General features: G+C 58.7%; 20 protein-coding genes and 1 pseudogene. 13 read left to right on the top strand and 8 right to left on the bottom strand.

The genetic code is table 11. The features are described from left to right. Nucleotides 1-38: 38 nt before the first annotated feature. On the bottom strand, nucleotides 39-1,877 hold the full coding sequence (locus ACMXYI_RS16955; protein ID WP_415768215.1) for a long-chain-acyl-CoA synthetase: 1,839 nt from the start codon (nucleotides 1,875-1,877) through the stop codon (nucleotides 39-41). Between the two features lie 344 nt (nucleotides 1,878-2,221). Here ACMXYI_RS16955 and ACMXYI_RS16950 point away from each other — a divergent pair, with 344 nt between their 5' ends. Continuing rightward, entirely contained in the window at nucleotides 2,222-2,500 is a 279-nt protein-coding gene (locus tag ACMXYI_RS16950; RefSeq protein WP_008146103.1) for a DUF3509 domain-containing protein, read from the top strand. 128 nt (nucleotides 2,501-2,628) lie between these two features. On the opposite strand, the gene mtnC is transcribed toward ACMXYI_RS16950, so the two are convergent. The 5 genes from mtnC to aroC are packed head-to-tail and all read right to left on the bottom strand — an operon-like array spanning nucleotide 2,629 to nucleotide 6,777. Beyond that, entirely contained in the window at nucleotides 2,629-3,312 is a 684-nt protein-coding gene (mtnC, locus tag ACMXYI_RS16945; protein WP_415768213.1) for an acireductone synthase, read from the bottom strand. Nucleotides 3,313-3,316: 4 nt separating this feature from the next. After that, nucleotides 3,317-3,862 (bottom strand): 1,2-dihydroxy-3-keto-5-methylthiopentene dioxygenase, encoded by a 546-nt coding sequence (locus ACMXYI_RS16940; protein ID WP_415768212.1) that lies wholly within the window; start codon nucleotides 3,860-3,862, stop codon nucleotides 3,317-3,319. Between the two features lie 20 nt (nucleotides 3,863-3,882). Next, nucleotides 3,883-4,509, bottom strand: a complete 627-nt coding sequence (locus ACMXYI_RS16935; protein ID WP_415768211.1) for a methylthioribulose 1-phosphate dehydratase — start codon at nucleotides 4,507-4,509, stop codon at nucleotides 3,883-3,885. Beyond that, nucleotides 4,506-5,651 (bottom strand): MFS transporter, encoded by a 1,146-nt coding sequence (locus ACMXYI_RS16930; protein WP_415768210.1) that lies wholly within the window; start codon nucleotides 5,649-5,651, stop codon nucleotides 4,506-4,508. Before ACMXYI_RS16930 ends, ACMXYI_RS16935 begins: the two co-directional genes overlap by 4 nt. 34 nt (nucleotides 5,652-5,685) lie before the next feature. After that, on the bottom strand, nucleotides 5,686-6,777 hold the full coding sequence (aroC, locus tag ACMXYI_RS16925; protein WP_415768209.1) for a chorismate synthase: 1,092 nt from the start codon (nucleotides 6,775-6,777) through the stop codon (nucleotides 5,686-5,688). 83 nt (nucleotides 6,778-6,860) lie between these two features. Here aroC and ACMXYI_RS16920 point away from each other — a divergent pair, with 83 nt between their 5' ends. Next, nucleotides 6,861-7,859 (top strand): alpha/beta hydrolase, encoded by a 999-nt coding sequence (locus tag ACMXYI_RS16920; protein WP_415768208.1) that lies wholly within the window; start codon nucleotides 6,861-6,863, stop codon nucleotides 7,857-7,859. A gap of 132 nt (nucleotides 7,860-7,991) precedes the next feature. Further along, nucleotides 7,992-8,783 carry a hypothetical protein gene (locus ACMXYI_RS16915; protein WP_415768207.1) on the top strand — a complete coding sequence of 264 codons (792 nt, stop codon included), beginning with the start codon at nucleotides 7,992-7,994 and terminating at the stop codon, nucleotides 8,781-8,783. A gap of 128 nt (nucleotides 8,784-8,911) precedes the next feature. Here the strand turns inward: ACMXYI_RS16915 and prmB are convergent, their stop codons facing one another. Then, nucleotides 8,912-9,820 carry a 50S ribosomal protein L3 N(5)-glutamine methyltransferase gene (gene prmB / locus ACMXYI_RS16910; protein ID WP_123366254.1) on the bottom strand — a complete coding sequence of 303 codons (909 nt, stop codon included), beginning with the start codon at nucleotides 9,818-9,820 and terminating at the stop codon, nucleotides 8,912-8,914. A gap of 237 nt (nucleotides 9,821-10,057) precedes the next feature. On the opposite strand from prmB, the gene ACMXYI_RS16905 reads away from it, so the two are divergent. The 10 genes and pseudogenes from ACMXYI_RS16905 (at nucleotide 10,058) to ACMXYI_RS16860 (ending at nucleotide 17,244) form a co-directional block, all read left to right on the top strand. Continuing rightward, on the top strand, nucleotides 10,058-10,648 hold the full coding sequence (locus ACMXYI_RS16905) for a cysteine hydrolase family protein (RefSeq protein ID WP_415768206.1): 591 nt from the start codon (nucleotides 10,058-10,060) through the stop codon (nucleotides 10,646-10,648). A gap of 131 nt (nucleotides 10,649-10,779) precedes the next feature. Then, a complete protein-coding gene (locus ACMXYI_RS16900) occupies nucleotides 10,780-11,100 on the top strand; it encodes a hypothetical protein (RefSeq protein WP_415768205.1) in 321 nt (106 codons plus the stop codon). A gap of 75 nt (nucleotides 11,101-11,175) precedes the next feature. Continuing rightward, nucleotides 11,176-11,733, top strand: a complete 558-nt coding sequence (locus ACMXYI_RS16895; protein WP_056740389.1) for a Smr/MutS family protein — start codon at nucleotides 11,176-11,178, stop codon at nucleotides 11,731-11,733. Between the two features lie 69 nt (nucleotides 11,734-11,802). Further along, entirely contained in the window at nucleotides 11,803-12,537 is a 735-nt protein-coding gene (locus ACMXYI_RS16890) for an XRE family transcriptional regulator (RefSeq protein ID WP_415768204.1), read from the top strand. 274 nt (nucleotides 12,538-12,811) lie between these two features. Further along, a complete protein-coding gene (locus ACMXYI_RS16885) occupies nucleotides 12,812-13,486 on the top strand; it encodes a polysaccharide lyase family 7 protein (protein ID WP_415768203.1) in 675 nt (224 codons plus the stop codon). 94 nt (nucleotides 13,487-13,580) lie between these two features. Further along, nucleotides 13,581-13,823, top strand: a pseudogene (locus tag ACMXYI_RS16880) (site-specific integrase); the annotation flags it as partial. A gap of 22 nt (nucleotides 13,824-13,845) precedes the next feature. Continuing rightward, the gene (gene folE, locus ACMXYI_RS16875) at nucleotides 13,846-14,391 is read left to right on the top strand and encodes a GTP cyclohydrolase I FolE (protein WP_010456659.1); all 546 of its coding nucleotides are present in this window, start codon (nucleotides 13,846-13,848) and stop codon (nucleotides 14,389-14,391) included. 101 nt (nucleotides 14,392-14,492) lie between these two features. Continuing rightward, on the top strand, nucleotides 14,493-14,864 hold the full coding sequence (locus tag ACMXYI_RS16870) for a glutathione S-transferase N-terminal domain-containing protein (protein ID WP_415768200.1): 372 nt from the start codon (nucleotides 14,493-14,495) through the stop codon (nucleotides 14,862-14,864). Between the two features lie 324 nt (nucleotides 14,865-15,188). Continuing rightward, the gene (locus tag ACMXYI_RS16865; RefSeq protein ID WP_415768199.1) at nucleotides 15,189-16,538 is read left to right on the top strand and encodes an NCS2 family permease; all 1,350 of its coding nucleotides are present in this window, start codon (nucleotides 15,189-15,191) and stop codon (nucleotides 16,536-16,538) included. Between the two features lie 79 nt (nucleotides 16,539-16,617). Further along, nucleotides 16,618-17,244 carry a LysE family translocator gene (locus ACMXYI_RS16860; RefSeq protein ID WP_033057156.1) on the top strand — a complete coding sequence of 209 codons (627 nt, stop codon included), beginning with the start codon at nucleotides 16,618-16,620 and terminating at the stop codon, nucleotides 17,242-17,244. A 176-nt stretch (nucleotides 17,245-17,420) separates the two neighbouring features. Here ACMXYI_RS16860 and uraH read toward each other — a convergent pair whose 3' ends face one another. Further along, nucleotides 17,421-17,774, bottom strand: a complete 354-nt coding sequence (gene uraH, locus ACMXYI_RS16855; RefSeq protein WP_008146146.1) for a hydroxyisourate hydrolase — start codon at nucleotides 17,772-17,774, stop codon at nucleotides 17,421-17,423. Between the last annotated feature and the right edge of the window lie 18 nt (nucleotides 17,775-17,792).

The following is a 17,792-nucleotide window of genomic DNA, read 5'->3' as shown; positions in this document are numbered from 1 at the left end:
TGTCACTTCTTTTTTCTCATGGACGGCCATAGGCACATTCAATAGCGGTACTTGCCGTCATGAATGTCCGCCAGCAATTGCTCTGTGACCTGCACGTAAGTCTGGGTTCCCGGTAACCAGGCGTAGATCGGGTCATCGCCGGTTTTGCCGGGGTCGAAGGCTTCGTCCTTGAGTCGGGTCTTCTGATATTTGAAGGTGCCGGTGGTCTCCATTTTCACCTTCACCCGCAGGAACAACGGCACCGCATAGGCGGGCATTTGCTCACGGGCGAAGGCCAGCAGCTCACTGAAATCCAGGGTCGCCAGGGACTCGGCTGGCGTAATGGCCGCCATCCCCGCACGCCCGTTGGTGTTGCGGATTTCCACGCCATAGGCCACGGCTTCGGAAATATTCGGGTGTTGCAGAAGGATGTTCTCGACCTCGGTGGTCGAGACGTTTTCACCCTTCCAGCGGAAGGTATCTCCCAGGCGGTCAACAAACTGCGCGTGACCGAAACCGATGTTGCGCAGCAGGTCACCGGTATTGAAGTAACGGTCGCCCTTCTCGAACACGTCGTGCAGCACAACCTTTTCGGTCTTCTGCGGATCGGTGTAGCCATCCAGCGGCGCCTTGTCGTCGATCTTCGCCAGCAACAGCCCCTGCTCGCCTTTCTCGACTTTGCACATGAAGCCCTTGGCATCCCGAATCGGCGCGCCGCTGTCGTGGTCATACGCCGCCAACTCCCATGACATCAGGGAAAAACCGACGGTGTTATCAAAGTTGAGGATGTTGGTGAAACCGATGTTGCCGTCGCTGGCGGCGTAGAGCTCGCAGATGTGATTCACCGCAAAACGTGTCTTGAACTCGCCCCACGCGCCGGGGCGCAGGCCATTGCCGATCATCTTCGTCACGCGGTGCTTGCTGTCGTCGGCGCTGGGCGGTTGATCCACGAGGTAGCGGCACAATTCGCCGACGTAACCGAGGGTGGTCGCGCGGTACTTGCGCACATCGTTCCAGAATTGACTGGCGCTGAACTTGCGGCGAATGGCAAAACCCGAGGCGCCACTGATCGCTGAGCCCCAGCACACGCACAGCCCGGTGGCGTGATAGAGCGGCAAGGTGCAATAGATGACATCCTCCGGGCGCATATCCAAGGCGATCAGCCCGAAGCTCGCGGAGCTGCGCATCCAGCGACCGTGCTTGAACACCCCGGCCTTGGGCAAGCCGGTGGTGCCCGAGGTGTAGATATACAAACAAGGATCGTCGAAGAAAATCTGTTGGCTGCTGGCGGGGTTGGCGCTGGAGCTGTCGGCACTGGCGGTCATCAGGTTGATGAAGCCGTCGGGCGCAATGCCCGGATGGCTGAAGGTGTCTCGATCAGCGACGAACCAGGTGCGCGCCGCCTCGATCGACACCCGTTCGCGAACCGCCGAAAACGCCGGGACCAGCTCTTCTCCGACGATGATCGCCGCGGGTGCCACCAGGTTCAGGCTGTGGGCCAGGGTATCGCGGGTCTGCGAAGTATTGAGCAAGGCACTGATCGCGCCGACCTTGGCCACCGCCAGAATCGTCACCAGCAGTTCCGGGCGATTCTCGATAAAGACCGCCACCACATCACCCTTGCGGATGCCTTGGGCAATCAGATGATGGGCAATGCGATTGGCCCATTGGTTGACCTGAGCATACGTCAGCGCCACCTCGCCCTGCAGCAATGCCGGGCCATCGGGATTGCGCAACGTCGCTTGTTCGAAGCTCCAGCCCAGGCCGCACGGTTGGGTCGGGTCCTTGACGTTGGCGGCTTTCATGCCTTTCACCACGCGAGGAATGGCTTTGGCAATGGAAGGCAGCTTGCGGAGCATCATGCCCCAGGTAATCGTGTCGTGCGGCGTGCGGCTCATGGTTGCTCCCGGTCGATCTTTTTATTGTTCGGGCGGCGTTGATTGAGGCCGAAAATACGTCAGCGGTTCCTGAGCTGTACACGCGGTTTTTGAAATGATTTGTATCCACGTCTGCGGCATTTGAAATCGTGAGCTTGCGCCGGGCAATTGGTTCCATCGAATCGACGTCGACCACGCAAAATGCAGGATGCACGATGGCCTTTCATGCAGATTGCACGAAAGTGCAAAAACACTTAAAAACTAACTGCTTGATATATAAGGACTTTTAAAAAATCAGGTGCTGGCACAATCACTGCAACTACCTCTGCATGCTTGCCATTCAAGAGCTAACGGAGCTGATAGACATGAACCTGATCCAAGAAAAATTTTCGTCCCTGTTCTCCAACTTCGAAGTGACCACCCAGCCACGTCCGGACGGCGGCATTCTGCTGACCTTGAGCAGCACCGACGGCAAAGTCTTCAAACGCTCGATTTCCTACCAGCAATTGCATGCGGGTGATCAGCTGTCCTGGGTGATCAGTGCCATTCGCCGTGACATCGCCGAACAGGCCAGCGAACTGCCGCAGATTTCCATGCTGCAAAGCCAGCAACGGTTTGCCCTGCCGACTTATCACTCGGTTTAAACCGTTCCAGAGCTGTAAATAAACAGGCCGTGAGAGCTTTCGCTTCACGGCCTGAGTTGTTTCTGACGTTGCGCAATCCCCTGTAGGAGCAGAGCTTGCTCGCTACTACAGGTTATGTGTATCGACGTTTAAAACGCGGCAGGATCGATCCGCTCAAAGCTGTCGACGGTCACATGCCCCGCCAGCTCCCCGCCTTCACGGGCCAGCCCGCACGTAGCCATTCCCGCTGTGCGTGCCGCGTCCAGTTCCTCGACGATGTCAGACAGAAACAGAATCTGCGAAGCGTCCAGGCCAATGGCCTGGGTAATGCGCTCGTAGGACTGCGCTTCACGCTTGGGCCCTGAGGTGGTGTCGAAATAACCGCTGAACAGCGGCGACAAGTCTCCGGCCACCGAGCAGCCGAAAATCAGCTTTTGTGCCTGAATCGACCCTGAAGAGTAAACAAACAGTTTGAAGCCGTCCTGATGCCAGCGTTTGAGTGCTTCAACGGCGTCCGGGTAAACGTGGCCTTTCAACTCTCCGGCCTGATAGCCCTGCTCCCAGACCATGCCTTGCAACGCTTTCAGCGGCGTGGCTTTGCGGTCTTCGGCGATCCAGCCCAGAAGGATCTCGATCACCCGCTCGACGTCGGCGTTCGGTTCATTAGTATCTCGGCGAACGGCGGCCAGTTGCTCGGCAACGTCCGCACGTTCGGCGTGTTGGCGAACAAACTCCGGCAGGTGTTTGGCGGCGTAGGGAAACAGCACGTCGAACACAAAACTCACCGAGCTGGTGGTGCCTTCGATGTCGGTGAGAATCGCTTTGATCGGCATCGCCTCAGTCCTCAAGGCGTGGGAAGCGGCTGGCGATGTCATCACCGGTGAAGTTGGCTACCCAGCCTTCAGGGTTGTTGAACAGTCGGATCGCAATAAAGTGCGGATGTTCGCCCATGTCGAACCAGTGCGGGGTGCCGGCCGGGACCGTGATCAGGTCGTTTTTCTCGCAGAGCACCGCGTAGACGTAATCGTCGATGTGCAGGGTGAACAAGCCACGGCCGGCGACGAAAAATCGTACTTCGTCTTCGCCATGGCGATGTTCGTCGAGAAACTTGGCGCGCAATTCGGCTTTTTGCGGGTGATCGCTGTTCAGGCTGATGACGTCGACGGTGATGTAACCGCGTTCGGTCATCAGTTTGTCGATTTGCTCCTGGTACGCGGCGATCACTTCTTCCTGGCTGGCGCCGGGCTGGATTTTCGCCGCGGCTTGCCAACGGTCGAAACGCACGCCCTGCTCGGCCAGGGTCGAGGCGATGTCTTCGAAATGCGTCAGCACCTTGTTAGGCAAGTCAGGGCTTGAGACGTGGTAAACGGACAGGCTGCTCATCAGGGCAACTCCTTAACGGTTCATGCTTTATGGTTCGAGAGCGCGCGCATCTTCAACTCGCACTCGAACAAAAATTCAAACGCTTCGATCTGCCGTAGCGCATCGCTCATGCGCGCGCCCCAGGTGTAGAGACCGTGGCCGCGGATCAGGTAACCGACACAATCGGGATGCGCTTCAAGCCAAGGCTGCACCTTGGCGGCGAGCCGCGCAATGTCCTGATCGTTGTCGAAAATCGGCACACGTACCCGGGATTCGTGGGTCGACACACCACTGAAGGCTTTTTGCAGTTCGTAGTCTTCGAACTCGATGAAGTCTTGCGGCGTCAGGCGCGACAGCACCGTGGCGTTCACCGAATGCGTGTGCAGCACCGCGCCGATCTCCGGGCGCCAGCGGTAGAGCTGGGTGTGCAGCAGGGTTTCGGCGGACGGTTTTTTGCCCGGTTCCAGGCTGTTGCCGGACAGATCGGTAGCCAGCACATCGTCGAGGTCAAGTTGGCCTTTGTGCTTGCCGGACACCGTCAGCAGCGCTTCAGTCGGCGACAGGCGCGTCGAGTAGTTGCTGCTGGTGGCCGGCGACCAGCCGCGGCCATACAGAAATCGCCCGGCATCGATGATTTCCTGGGCGAGGTGCTCACGGGTAAGGCTCATGGCCGGTCCTCTTGCATGCGTGTGGCAATGATAACGGCTGCCGCGAAGGCTGCGAGGCTGGCAATACTAAAGGTCAATGCGGGGCCGAGGGCATTCCAGCTGTAGCCGGAATACAACGCGCCCAGTGCGCCGCCGGTACCGGCCAGTGCCGCATACAACGCTTGGCCCTGCCCTTGTTGACGCGCGCCGAAGCTACGTTGCACGAACTGGATGGCAGCCGCGTGAAAGCTGCCGAATGTCGCCGCGTGCAGTACCTGGGCAAACAACAGCACCCAAAGGAACTCAGCGAACGAACCGAGCAACAGCCAACGCAACGCCGCCAGCAGAAAACTCGCCAGCAACACCCGGCGCACGGAGAAACGCGCAAGAATCTTGCTCATGGCCAGAAACATCAAGACTTCGGCGACCACGCCGACCGCCCAGAGCACGCCGATCAGCCCACGGCTGTACCCGAGTCGCTCCAGGTGCAAGGTCAGAAAGGTGTAATAAGGACCGTGGCTCATCTGCATCAGCGCCACGCAACCGTAAAACGCCAGCACCCCAGGATTGCGCAATTGCTTGAGAAACCCATCTCCCGCAATTCGATTGCCCTGAGCCGGTTGAGCGTTGGGCACCCACAAACTGCTGACCACGATCCCGGCCATGATCAGCACCAGCGCCACCGGATAGATATCCAGGCTCAACCACTCGAACAACCGGCCAAGCGCGACCACGGTGATGATAAAACCGATGGAACCCCACAGGCGGATCTGACTGTAACGGTTAGTCTGACCCTGCAAGTGCGCCAACGTGATGACTTCGAACTGCGGCAACACCGCGTGCCAGAAAAACGCGTGCAAGGCCATGACCATCGCCAGCCAGGCGTAGGTCTTGCTGACGAAGATCAGCGAGAACGTCAGCAGCGTGCAGACCGCACCGAAACGCACGATGGCCAGGCGTCGGCCGGTGTAATCACCGAGCCAGCCCCAGATATTCGGCGCCACGCAGCGCATCAGCATCGGGATCGCTACCAGCTCGCCGATGCGCGCGCTGGAAAAGCCCAGGTGATCGAAGTACAGCGCCAGAAACGGCGCTGTCGAACCGAGCAAGGCGAAATAGAACAGATAGAAACTGGAGAGCCGCCAGTACGGGAGCGCCGCCAACGTCGTCAGACCTTGGCGACTGTGAGATCAGCCATTAAAGCTGACCCAGCACCGGCGTGCTCACGCGCACGTCCAGGTTCTGCCCGCGGTGACGCAACAGGTGATCCATCAGCACGATGGCCATCATCGCTTCGGCGATCGGTGTCGCGCGGATGCCGACGCACGGGTCGTGGCGACCCTTGGTGACGACGTCCACAGGGTTGCCATGGATGTCGATGGAACGGCCCGGCGTAGTGATGCTCGAGGTTGGCTTCAGCGCCAGGTGCGCGACGATCGGCTGACCCGACGAAATGCCACCCAAAATGCCGCCCGCGTTGTTGCTGAGAAAACCTTGCGGGGTCATTTCATCGCGGTGTTCGGTGCCGCGCTGGGCAACGCTGGCGAAACCGGCGCCGATTTCCACGCCTTTGACCGCGTTGATGCTCATCAGTGCGTGAGCCAGTTCGGCATCGAGACGATCGAAGATCGGCTCGCCAAGGCCCGGCATCACGCCTTCAGCGACCACGGTGATCTTCGCGCCAACCGAATCCTGGTCGCGACGCAACTGGTCCATATAGGCTTCCAGCTCTGGAACCTTGTCCGGATCAGGGCTGAAGAAGGCGTTCTCCTCCACCGAATCCCAGGTCTTGAACGGGATTTCGATCGGGCCGAGCTGGCTCATGTAGCCACGAATGACGATGCCCTGAGTGGCCAGGTATTTTTTCGCAATCGCTCCGGCGGCCACGCGCATGGCCGTTTCGCGGGCCGAACTGCGACCGCCGCCACGGTAATCGCGCTCGCCGTATTTGTGGTGATAGGTGTAGTCGGCGTGGGCCGGGCGGAACAGGTCCTTGATCGCCGAGTAGTCCTTGGACTTCTGGTCGGTGTTGCGGATCAACAGGCCGATGGAGCAACCGGTGGTGCGCCCTTCGAACACGCCGGAGAGGATTTCGACTTCGTCGGCTTCCTGGCGCTGAGTGGTGTGGCGGCTGGTGCCGGGTTTGCGGCGATCCAGGTCACGCTGCAGATCCTCCAGGGAGATCTCCAGGCCCGGCGGGCAGCCGTCGACAATGGCGACCAACGCCGGACCATGGCTTTCGCCCGCGGTGGTGACAGTGAACAGCTTGCCGTAGGTATTGCCGGACATGCAGGACGCTCCGTGAATTCGAACCAAATACGTAATGCGCGCCAGTATACGCAGGCTACCCAACTAGTTCATCCTCGAACCTTATGGGTGCCTGCGAGTCCAACCGGCATCTTGTTCATGATGGCGTGATGATGCTGCGAGTTATAGCCTTGAGCCTTACCCTCTTTACCGGCTTTGTACAGGCCACTGTCCTGCAACGCCCGATCACGTTGGACACCGGCACCGGCGAGCTTTTCGGCTCGTTATTGCTGCCCAAGTCCGACACGCCGGTACCGGTTGTCCTGATCATTTCCGGCTCCGGTCCTACGGATCGTGACGGAAACAACCCCGACGGCGGACGCAACGACAGCCTCAAGCGTCTTGCTTGGGTACTGGCCAAACACAACATCGCCAGCGTGCGTTATGACAAACGCGGCGTGGCGGCGAGCCTTGCGGCGACCCCGGATGAACGCAATCTGTCGGTTGAAGCCTATGTGGCCGACGCCGAGGCCTGGGGCCACAAGCTCAAATCCGACCCGCGCTTTGGCCAACTGATCCTGCTGGGCCACAGCGAAGGCGCCTTGATCGCCAGCCTCGCGGCGCCGAGCCTGGATGCCGCCGCGGTCATCTCCATGTCCGGCAGCGCCCGGCCGATCGATCAGGTGCTGCGCCAGCAATTGAGCAATCGCCTGCCGCCACCGTTGATGCTGCGCAGCAATGAATTGCTCGACAGCCTCAAGGCCGGCCACACCGACGACAACGTGCCACCGCAGTTGCAGGTGATTTTCCGCCCGAGCGTGCAGCCGTATCTGATTTCACTGTTCCGCCAGGACCCGGCTGCAGCCTTCGCCAAGTTGAAAATGCCGGCGCTGATCATCCAGGGCAGCAACGACATCCAGGTCGGTGTCGGTGACGCCAAGCTCTTGAAGGCTGCCAAACCGGACGCCGAACTGGCGCTGATCGAAGGCATGAACCACGTCATGCGCATCGTGCCCAACGATGTAAAACGGCAATTGGCCTCTTACAAAGATCCGCAATTGCCACTGGCGGCCGAACTCGGCACGCGAATCCTCGGGTTTATTGACGGACTTCGCACCAGTTAAGCGGTGTTCGGGGGCGTGAAAAACTGGTTGAGAACGCCCCCTAACCCTCCAGTCCTGAAAAAAACGGCCGATAAGCCTTTGTCGCCAGCGCTATGACTGGGGCAAGTAGAGCTTGGACAGGATCTCGCCGTTATGACTGATACCCAGACTTCACCCGACACCACTGCTGAAAAAGACGCACCACCAGTGGTCGAGCTGCCGTGGTCGGACGTCCACGCCGAGCACCACAAGATGCTCCGTCTGGCGCCATTGCAAACCGACCGCAACACCGGTGGACGGCCGCTGCGCTTTGTTGAGTTCGGTTACGCCGAGCGCAACAACAAGGAACACAGCCTGATGCGCATGAGCATTGCGCTGCCCGGCCAGCGCGTGCGCAAAGAACAGAATCATCTGGACGTGTGGGTCGATCACGCCACCAAGCGCGTGCATTTCGGGCCTGACAGCGGTTTGCAGATCGAACCGATGAACCGTGGCATCGGTCGCTACATGGCCGCCCAGGGCATTACCTGGGCGAAAAAGAGATGGCCCGGCTACACCGTCGACGGCACCGACCTGAACAACAAGGATGCGCTGAACGAAGACACTCGCCTGCGCCGCGATCACTTTTTGCGGATGCATGGTTTTGATGTGATCTACGCCGACGCCCAGCATTTGAAGGGCAGCGTCAAAGAGGTGCGGGTCGGCGACCTGCTGGGTGACTGGAGCACGGAAAAACTGCAGGTCGTGGAAATTCTCGAGGCGGCGCAGATGCTCCAGCAAGCCGAGCAAAATCTCGCCGAGCAGGAAGTCAAACTCAAGAAACACGAAGAAAAGGTCAGCAAGTACAAGCGCGAAGACGCCGGGCTGCGCTTTACCATTACCTGTCTGGTGGCGTTTGCGGTGTTTCAGGCTGGGTTGTTGATCTGGATTGCTACACACCGCTGATCGCGCAGACCTGATCGTTCCCACGCTCCGCGTGGGAATGCCTCAATGGACGCTCTGCGTCCGCTTTTGGGACGCGGAGCGTCCCGGGCTGCATTCCCACGCAGAGCGTGGGAACGATCATGGCGGGGTTAAACGCGGGAAGCGAACAAGGCCTGATGATCGCGGCACTGTTCCGCCGTCAGCATGAACACGCCATGCCCACCGCGCTCGAAATCAAGCCAGGCGAAGTCGACTTCCGGGTACAGCGCCGAGACGTGAACCTGGCTGTTGCCCACTTCGACAATCAGCAAGCCCTTCTCGGTCAGGTGATCCGCCGCTTCGGCGAGCATGCGACGCACCAGGTTCAAACCATCATCACCGCAGGCCAGGCCCAGCTCCGGTTCGTGCTGGTATTCGTCCGGCATGTCGGCGAAATCTTCCGCATCGACGTAAGGCGGGTTCGACACGATCAGGTCGAAACGCTGACCCGGCAAACCATCAAATCCGTCGCCCTGCACCGTGTACACCCGCTCATCGACGCCATGGCGCTCGATATTCTGATTGGCCACTTCCAGCGCTTCGAACGACAGGTCGGCCAGCACCACTTCGGCGTTCTGGAACTCGTAGGCACAGGCGATACCGATGCAGCCGGAACCGGTGCACAGGTCGAGAATTCGCGCAGGTTCGGCGCCCAGCCACGGCTCGAAACGCTTTTCGATCAGCTCGCCAATCGGCGAACGCGGGATCAATACGCGCTCATCGACAATGAACGACATTCCGCAAAACCACGCTTCACCCAACAGGTAGGCGGTAGGAATGCGTTCTTCGATACGGCGCTTGAGCATGCGTTGCAGCTTGACCAGCTCGTCTTCTTCAAGATTGCAGTCGAGATAGCTGTCGGCGATTTCCCACGGCAAGTGCAAGGCACCCAACACCAGTTGACGCGCTTCGTCCCAGGCGTTGTCGGTCCCATGGCCGAAAAACAGATCCTCCCCATGGAAGCGGCTGACGGCCCAACGGATATGGTCACGCAGGGTACGAAGTCGGGAAGTGATCACGGGCAAACTCCAAAAAAAACGACTGGCGATTCTAACAGCCAAAACGCGTCTCGACGACGCGGGAAAACTACTGGGGCGAATGTAGGACTATTCTATTTTTTCGGCCGGCTATTGAACAAAACGGGCCTATTGACAAGGCTGCGAGCCAGCAAAGACGGCACCTACGATGGTAGCGATTCACAGAAGCGCTCAGCCAGAGGACAATGTCGCAAAAGCCCCACCCGAAGGAGCCCCAGAATGTCCGTTCCAAAAACGATGTTTCAACTCAGCGGCCGCGGTTATGCAGCTGCCGTTCTGAGCCATGCGACCCTTGTCATCATCGATGCCCAGAAAGAATACCTCAGCGGCCCGTTGGCCTTGAGCGGCATGGATGCTGCCGTCGCGAACATCAAGCAACTGGTGGCCGCTGCCCGTGCCGCCAGCCGGCCGATCGTCCATGTCCGACACCTCGGCACCGTCGGCGGGCTGTTCGATCCACAAGGTGAGCGCGGTGAGTTCATCCCGGGCCTGGAACCACAGGGCGACGAAACCATCATCGGTAAATTGCTACCAAGTGCGTTCCACGGCACCGAACTGCTGGAACGCCTGCAGAATCTCGGTTCGCTGGACCTGATCGTGTGCGGTTTCATGAGCCACTCCAGCGTCAGCACCACGGTGCGCGCCGCGAAGAACCTGGGCTTTCGTTGCACGCTGGTAGAGGACGCCTGCGCGACTCGCGACCTGCCTTACAAGGGCGGCGTATTGAGCGCAGACCACATACAGCAGACCGAAATGGCGATCATGGCGGACAACTTCGCCACTCTCGCCCTGACCCAGGCTCTGATTTGATCAGCGCTCGATGAGCGGTCCATGCCGCCGCTCATCCGCAAAAGCCTATCATTTGCTGTAATTGTCTTAGCCTCAGGAACATCCCGGTCAACTCCCGGTCGAAGGGCCGATACCCATTGAGGAAGGTCGGAATGAAGTTATCCGATGGTTTTGACGCTCGCCGCTTGCGGCCCAAAGGCCAACGCAACTGGCGTTTTCGAATCGGCGCGGCATTTGCCGCCTTGCTGTCGATGTGCGGTGTGTTGCTGGCGATGGCAGGCATAGCCAGCCTGCTCGGCCACGCCCCCGCCCTGGGCGAGTTGAATACCAACCGGGTCGGTTCGGCAGTGATTCTGGCGATTGGCCTGCTCGTGCTGTACATCGGCGTGTGGCTGTGGCGTCGTTGCCGTCGCCGCTCGCGACAGTCGCAAGCGCTGAACATCTCCCCGCATTTGATGAAAAAGCACGACTGAGCCGAGCGCTGCGCGTTTTCTCGCGCCCCATTCGCCTCGAGTTGGGTAAACTGGCCGCCCTTCGCGGAGGCTGACATGCAAGACGACGATTTTTCCCTGTTCAAAAGCGCGATCCAAGGCGTCAAGCCGATCAAACACGATCGCGCCGAAACCGGCAAACCCAAAGCTGACCGCGCACAAATCGCCAAGTTGCGTCAGGCCGCCACTGTGCGCACCGACGCCACCACCGTTGACGGGCTGTCCGATCAGTTCGTCATCGATGTTGGCCCGGAAGACGAGCTGATGTGGGCGCGTGACGGTGTTCAGGAAAGCCAGATGCGCAAGCTCAAGATCGGACAGATCCCGTTCGAAGGCAGCCTCGATCTCCATGGCATGAACGTGGAAAAGGCTCGGGAAACCCTCTGGGCGTTTCTGGCCGAAGCGACCAAATTCGAAATCCGCTGCGTGCGCGTCACCCACGGCAAGGCCGTGCGTCTGGACGGCAAGCGGCCGATGATCAAAAGCCACGTCAACACCTGGCTGCGCCAACATTCACAAGTGCTCGGCTTCACCTCGTGCCAAGCGAAACACGGCGGCGCCGGAGCGGTTTACGTGATGCTCAAACGGACCATGATGGAAGGTCGCGACGAATAAAGTGGTCGCCTGGCAAATTATCGGGAGAACGATTTGCAATGATATGGGAGCTCCCGTAATACTCCGCAGATGGAATTTAAAGAACGACTCAAAGCAGCCCGCCAACACGCCAAGCTCAATCAGACCGAGCTTGCCGAGCGCGCAGGCCTGACGCAAACCTCAATCTCCGACCTTGAGCGCGGGAAATCGAAGGCAACAGCCTTTGCTGCCCAGATCGCTTCAGTGTGTGGCGTTTCACCGATGTGGCTGGCTGAAGGTGTCGGTGACATGCTTAAAGGCGTGTCCGATGCTGCTCCGTTGAATCGCCCCCCTCCAAGCGTTTCAATGTCAGACATCCAGCCTTGGGACGACAGCACGCCCCTGGATGACGACGAGGTGTATGTCCCCTTCCTGCGTGAAGTTGAGCTGGCGGCCGGTTCAGGCCGTTTCGTAATCGCAGAAAACGACAGCGCCAGGCTGCGTTTCTTCAAGAAAGACCTGCGTCACAACAACGTGCAGTTCAGCAACGCCAGGTGCGTGGTGGTGAGCGGAAACAGCATGCTCCCGGTACTGCGCGACGGCGCTACGGTTGGCATGAACGTCGGAAAGAACTCGCTGGGCGACATCGTTGACGGCGACATGTACGCGATCAACCACAACGGCCAACTCCGCGTGAAACAGCTCTACCGACTGCCCAGTGGTATCCGCCTGCGCAGCTTCAACCGCGACGAGCATCCGGACGAGGACTACACCTTCGCCGAGATCCAGGAGCAGCAGATTGCGATCCTGGGACATGTCTTTTGGTGGGCGATGTATTCACGGTGAACTGAGTTGCGGTGATTCGACGCCCACCCAAGAGAAGCCCGCCAAGCGCGGGCTTTTTTGTACCTGAAATATGGGCGCGGAATAAAATATGGGAATACCCATTGACACAAAATATGGGAACGCCCATATTTGCATTCAAGCCAACGGGAAATCGATCGGAAGCTGCCAGGCATCACTTCTGCCCATTCACTGAGTGGGCAGTGGGATGCAGGCCTGCATCAAACGCAAGGCTCACCAGAGCAAAAAGCGACATCAATGGACTGAGGCAAAAACCATGACTGTAGATATCAGCAACTTCACTATCGCTACCCCGCTTCCAATCTCCGACACCAACCCGATTGCGCTTGAGCTCATCGGCTGGCGCGCACTGATCGAATGCCCCGACGTCATCTCAATGCTTGACGATGGTTCGCTGCAGATGACGGCGCCGACACTTGGAGCCTCGAGCAAGAGCACGCTACGCACCCGCTGCGAGTGGAAGGAGCCAGGTTACTGGCTGTTCTCCAGCGCAGCGGACCACTGGAACCGCCAGGAAATGCGACTGACCAAAGTCAACTCGCTGCAGAAAGTCGTGATCGGCCAGATTCATGTGAAGGGTTCAGAACGACCTCCGGTAAAGGTGTTCTGGAACAAAGGAAAAATCACCATGGGGTTCCGAACCAGTTACCTCCAGGACGATCCGGTCAACTCGACGGTTTTGGAGAACGTGCCGCTCGGAGCACTTTTCGCAATCAACATTCACGCCAATTCGAGCGGCGCCGTCTCTGTATCGGCTAGTTGTAACGGCGTCATATCCACTTCCCCGATCATGCGCCTCGACAACACCTGGGACACGAAAACCCTCGCCTTTCACGGTGGCGTGTACAACCAGATCGATTACTCCGACACCACCGACCCGCTGGACGGTTCTGTCTGCATCATCAGCGATCTGTCGATCACTCACGCCTGATACGACCTGCTCGGCCTGATGAGCAAAACAGGCTTCAGGGAAGCATCACTGCTGCACCTTGGCGACAGGGTGCAGCGGGATGCGCAAACCCGAAATGACCGATTTGGGGATTCGCGCCCGCCGGCAATACAACTGCCGGCACACATACGCTACCATGTGCCTCATGTCGGGGATGAACCCTGCGATTATTGCCACTCAGCTCGGTCATAGCGTTCAGATGTTGCTATCGACCTGCACCCGATGGATCAACGCCAGCACCGACTGGGGTGAGCTCGGGAAGATTGAAAAGAGCTTGATTGGTACACAATTGGTACAGACAGAAACAGTACCCCTCTGAAACCCGTATGGAATCAGCCTCTGTGACACTGGAACAGAACTACACCGCGATTCTCGGCCAATTGGGCGAGGACGTCTCCCGCGAGGGCCTGCTCGACACGCCAAAACGTGCCGCCAAAGCCATGCAGTACCTCTGCCGCGGTTATGAACAGACACTGGAAGAGGTCACCAACGGTGCCTTGTTCAGCTCCGACAACAGCGAAATGGTACTGGTGAAGGACATCGAGCTCTACTCGTTGTGCGAACACCACCTGCTGCCGTTTATCGGCAAGGCTCACGTCGCCTACATCCCGAGCGGCAAGGTATTGGGCCTGTCGAAAGTCGCGCGGATCGTCGATATGTACGCCCGCCGCCTGCAAATCCAGGAAAACCTCAGCCGCCAGATCGCCGATGCGGTCCAGCAAGTCACCGGCGCCCTGGGCGTTGCAGTGGTGATCGAGGCCAAGCACATGTGCATGATGATGCGCGGTGTGGAGAAACAGAATTCGTCGATGATCACGTCGGTGATGCTGGGTGAGTTCCGCGAAAACGCGGCCACCCGCAGCGAGTTTCTCAGCCTGATCAAGTAATTCGCTGCAGAAGAAAACCGGCATTCATCGCCGGTTTTTTTTCGCCTGTGAAAAATCAGGTAAGCTGCGCGCCTTCTGTTTGCCCCTGTGAGGCTTATACCGTGTTCGTTAAAGCGCTTCGTGTCGGCCTTGGCCAACTGATCATCTTCATCGACTTCATCACCCGTCCGAGCAAAAAACAGCGCCCTGCCGAGGTTCAGGCTCAGGTCAACACGGCGGCCAAGGACCTGACCCTGTATCAGTTCCACGCCTGCCCGTTCTGCGTAAAAACCCGTCGCACCCTGCGCCGCTTGAACGTGCCGGTGGCGCTGCGCGACGCGAAGAACAACGAACAGGATCGCCAGGCCCTTCTGGAACAGGGCGGCAAGATCAAGGTGCCGTGCCTGCGCATCGAAGAGAATGGTCAAACGACCTGGATGTACGAGTCCAAGGTAATCATCGATTATCTGGACAAGCGGTTTGCCGCCGCCTGAAGCCGTACAGATTTCGGATAAAAATAAACCGGCCCATTGGCCGGTTTATTCATTTTTGGACGCAGAGCGTCCATTGAGGCATTCCCACGCAGAGCGTGGGAACGATCATCCAGCGCACCTCTTCGGCGATATATCCCTATTGCCAATCTTTTCGTCTACAAAATCAAAAACATTATTTGCTTTATTTGTATACAAAAGCATAATCCACTTCGTGCGAGTTCCTGACCAGACGGTCAACAAATTCGCAAGCACCTCAAAGGGTCGCTGCCACCCTCATGGGTCCGGCCCTGGAAATAACAATAAAACTCTTGAGGAGTACTCGCTGTGGAAAGCCGCAAATCCGAAGCCTCGACGCTGGAACTCTCGCCGCCATTACGCAATGGCTGGCTGGAGCGCATCTTCAAACTCAGCTTGCATGGCACCACGGTGAAGACCGAGCTGATTGCCGGTCTGACAACCTTTATCACCATGGCTTACATCATCTTCGTCAACCCCAACATCATGGCCGATGCCGGGATCGATCACGGTGCCGCGTTCGTCGCCACCTGCATCGCCGCCGCGCTGGGTTGCCTGTTGATGGGCCTGTACGCCAACTGGCCGGTCGGCCTGGCGCCGGGCATGGGCCTCAACGCCTTCTTCACTTACACCGTAGTCGGCACCATGGGTTACAACTGGGAAACCGCTCTTGGCGCGGTGTTTGTTTCCGGTGTGTTGTTCATGTTTCTGACTTTTTCCCGAATCCGCGAATGGCTGCTCAATAGCATCCCGGTGAGTTTGCGCTTTGCCATGGGTGCCGGTGTGGGCTTGTTTCTGGGGCTGATCGGCTTGAAAACCGCTGGCATCGTGGTCGACAGCCCGGCTACCCTGATCAAACTCGGCTCCCTGCGCGAACCTGGCCCGCTGCTGGCCGCCATCTGCTTCCTGATGATCGCTGTGCTCAGTTACCACAAAGTGTTCGGCGCGATCCTCATCAGCATCATCACCGTCACCCTGGCGGGTTGGGGCCTGGGCCTGGTGCACTACGAGGGCATCATGTCCGCCCCGCCGAGCCTGGCACCGACCTGGATGGCCATGGACGTCGCCGGCGTATTCAACGTCAGCATGATCAGCGTGGTGCTGGCCTTCCTCTTCGTGCACATGTTCGACACCGCCGGCACCCTGATGGGCGTCGCCCAGCGCGCCGGCCTGGTGAACGCTGATGGCAAGATTGAAAACCTCTCCCGCGCCCTGAAAGCCGACAGTGCTTCCAGCGTATTCGGTGCGATGGTCGGTGTTCCGCCGGTCACCAGCTACGTGGAAAGTGCCGCGGGTGTAGCCGCTGGTGGTCGGACTGGTCTTACCGCCGTGACCGTAGGTGTGCTATTTATTGCCGCAATGTTTTTCGCACCGCTGGCTGGCATGATCCCCGCTTACGCAACCGCCGGTGCGCTGATTTATGTGGCGATGCTGATGATGGGCGGCATGGCGCATATCGAATGGGACGAAGCGACCGACAGCATTCCGGCGATCGTTACCGCGATCATGATGCCTCTGACCTTCTCGGTCGCTGATGGCATTGCGCTGGGCTTTATCACGTATGTGGTGCTGAAGGCTTTCACCGGTAAGCACAAGGAAATTTCCGTCAGCCTGTGGGTGCTTTGCGCGATCTTCATCGCCAAGTTCATTTTCTTGTAAGCCGTCTACGTTTCAAAAACAGTGTTTCAAAACAGCCTCACCCCGTCGGGTGAGGCTTTTGTGCAAATGGAGGAAAGTGATGAGTCTGGAAACCTGGCTGCTGTTCAGCGGCGCTGCGCTGGTGGTGATCCTGATCCCGGGGCCACTGTCTTTGCTGATGATCAGCAACAGTCTGAATTACGGTTTGCGTCGTTCTTACCCGGCGTTTCTGGGCGGCGTGATTGCGTCGATCTGCTTGCTCAGTGCGTCGGCGCTGGGTTTGGGCGCCTTGCTGCTGGCGTCGGAACAGCTGTTCAGCGCCCTGAAGATCGTCGGGGCGCTGTACCTGTTCTATCTGGCCTGGCAGAGCTGGCAGCAATCGCGCCTGCCCTCCCACGGCGCTGAAGTGCCCCAGGCTGCGCCAGTGCCACGCTTTCGCGCACTGTTCGGGCGCGCGTTCATGTTGGGCGCCAGCAACCCGAAAGACATTCTGTTCTTCGCCGCTTTCCTCCCGCAGTTCCTCAGTGCCGAGCAGCCGTTCCTGCCGCAATTGCTGGTGATGATTGCGACCTGGACCGTGCTGGATTTGCTGTGCAAGTTGGCTTATGGGCTGGGTGCCCATGGTGCGGCGCGGTATCTGCGCAGCGGCAAGGGTCAGAGCTGGTTTAACCGGGTGAGTGCGGGGTTGTTCAGTGGTGCGGGCGCGGCCTCATTGTTGAGCCGCTAAGGGCAAAAGATCGCAGCCTCGTTGCACTCGACAGCTCCTACAGGAGGGAATGCGTTTCCATGTAGGAGCTGCCGAAGGCTGCGATCTTTTGACGTTCCACAGGCAAAAAAAGCCCGCAGTGTGAGCGGGCGAAAGACCAAAGAAGCTGTATGCGCAGGATTCTGGGGGGGAAAGTCCTAGCTTCCTCTGTAGGTCGAATAGCTGTACGGCGAAATCAGCAACGGCACGTGGTAGTGATCCTGTTCCGCAGAGATGCCAAAACGCAACACCACCACATCCAGGAACGCGGGTTCTGGCAACTGAACGCCACGGGCGCGGTAGTAATCGCCCGCATGAAATTGAACCTGATAGACCCCGGAACGGTAGTCATCGCCTTGCAGCAGCGGTGCATCGACCCGGCCGTCGCTGTTGGTTATTGCAGTGGCGACCAATTCCAGCTGCGAACCTTCAACGCGGTACAACTCGACCTTGATCGAGCTGCCCGGGCAACCATGTGCAGCGTCTAAAACGTGAGTAGTCAAACGTCCCATTGATTCTGCGCGCCTGCC

Origin of the sequence: Pseudomonas lyxosi (assembly GCF_047758685.1) — a bacterium.
Lineage (GTDB): Bacteria > Pseudomonadota > Gammaproteobacteria > Pseudomonadales > Pseudomonadaceae > Aquipseudomonas > Aquipseudomonas lyxosi.
Note: the sequence above shows the minus strand (reverse complement) of the source record. Positions and strands in the feature narration are given on the sequence as shown.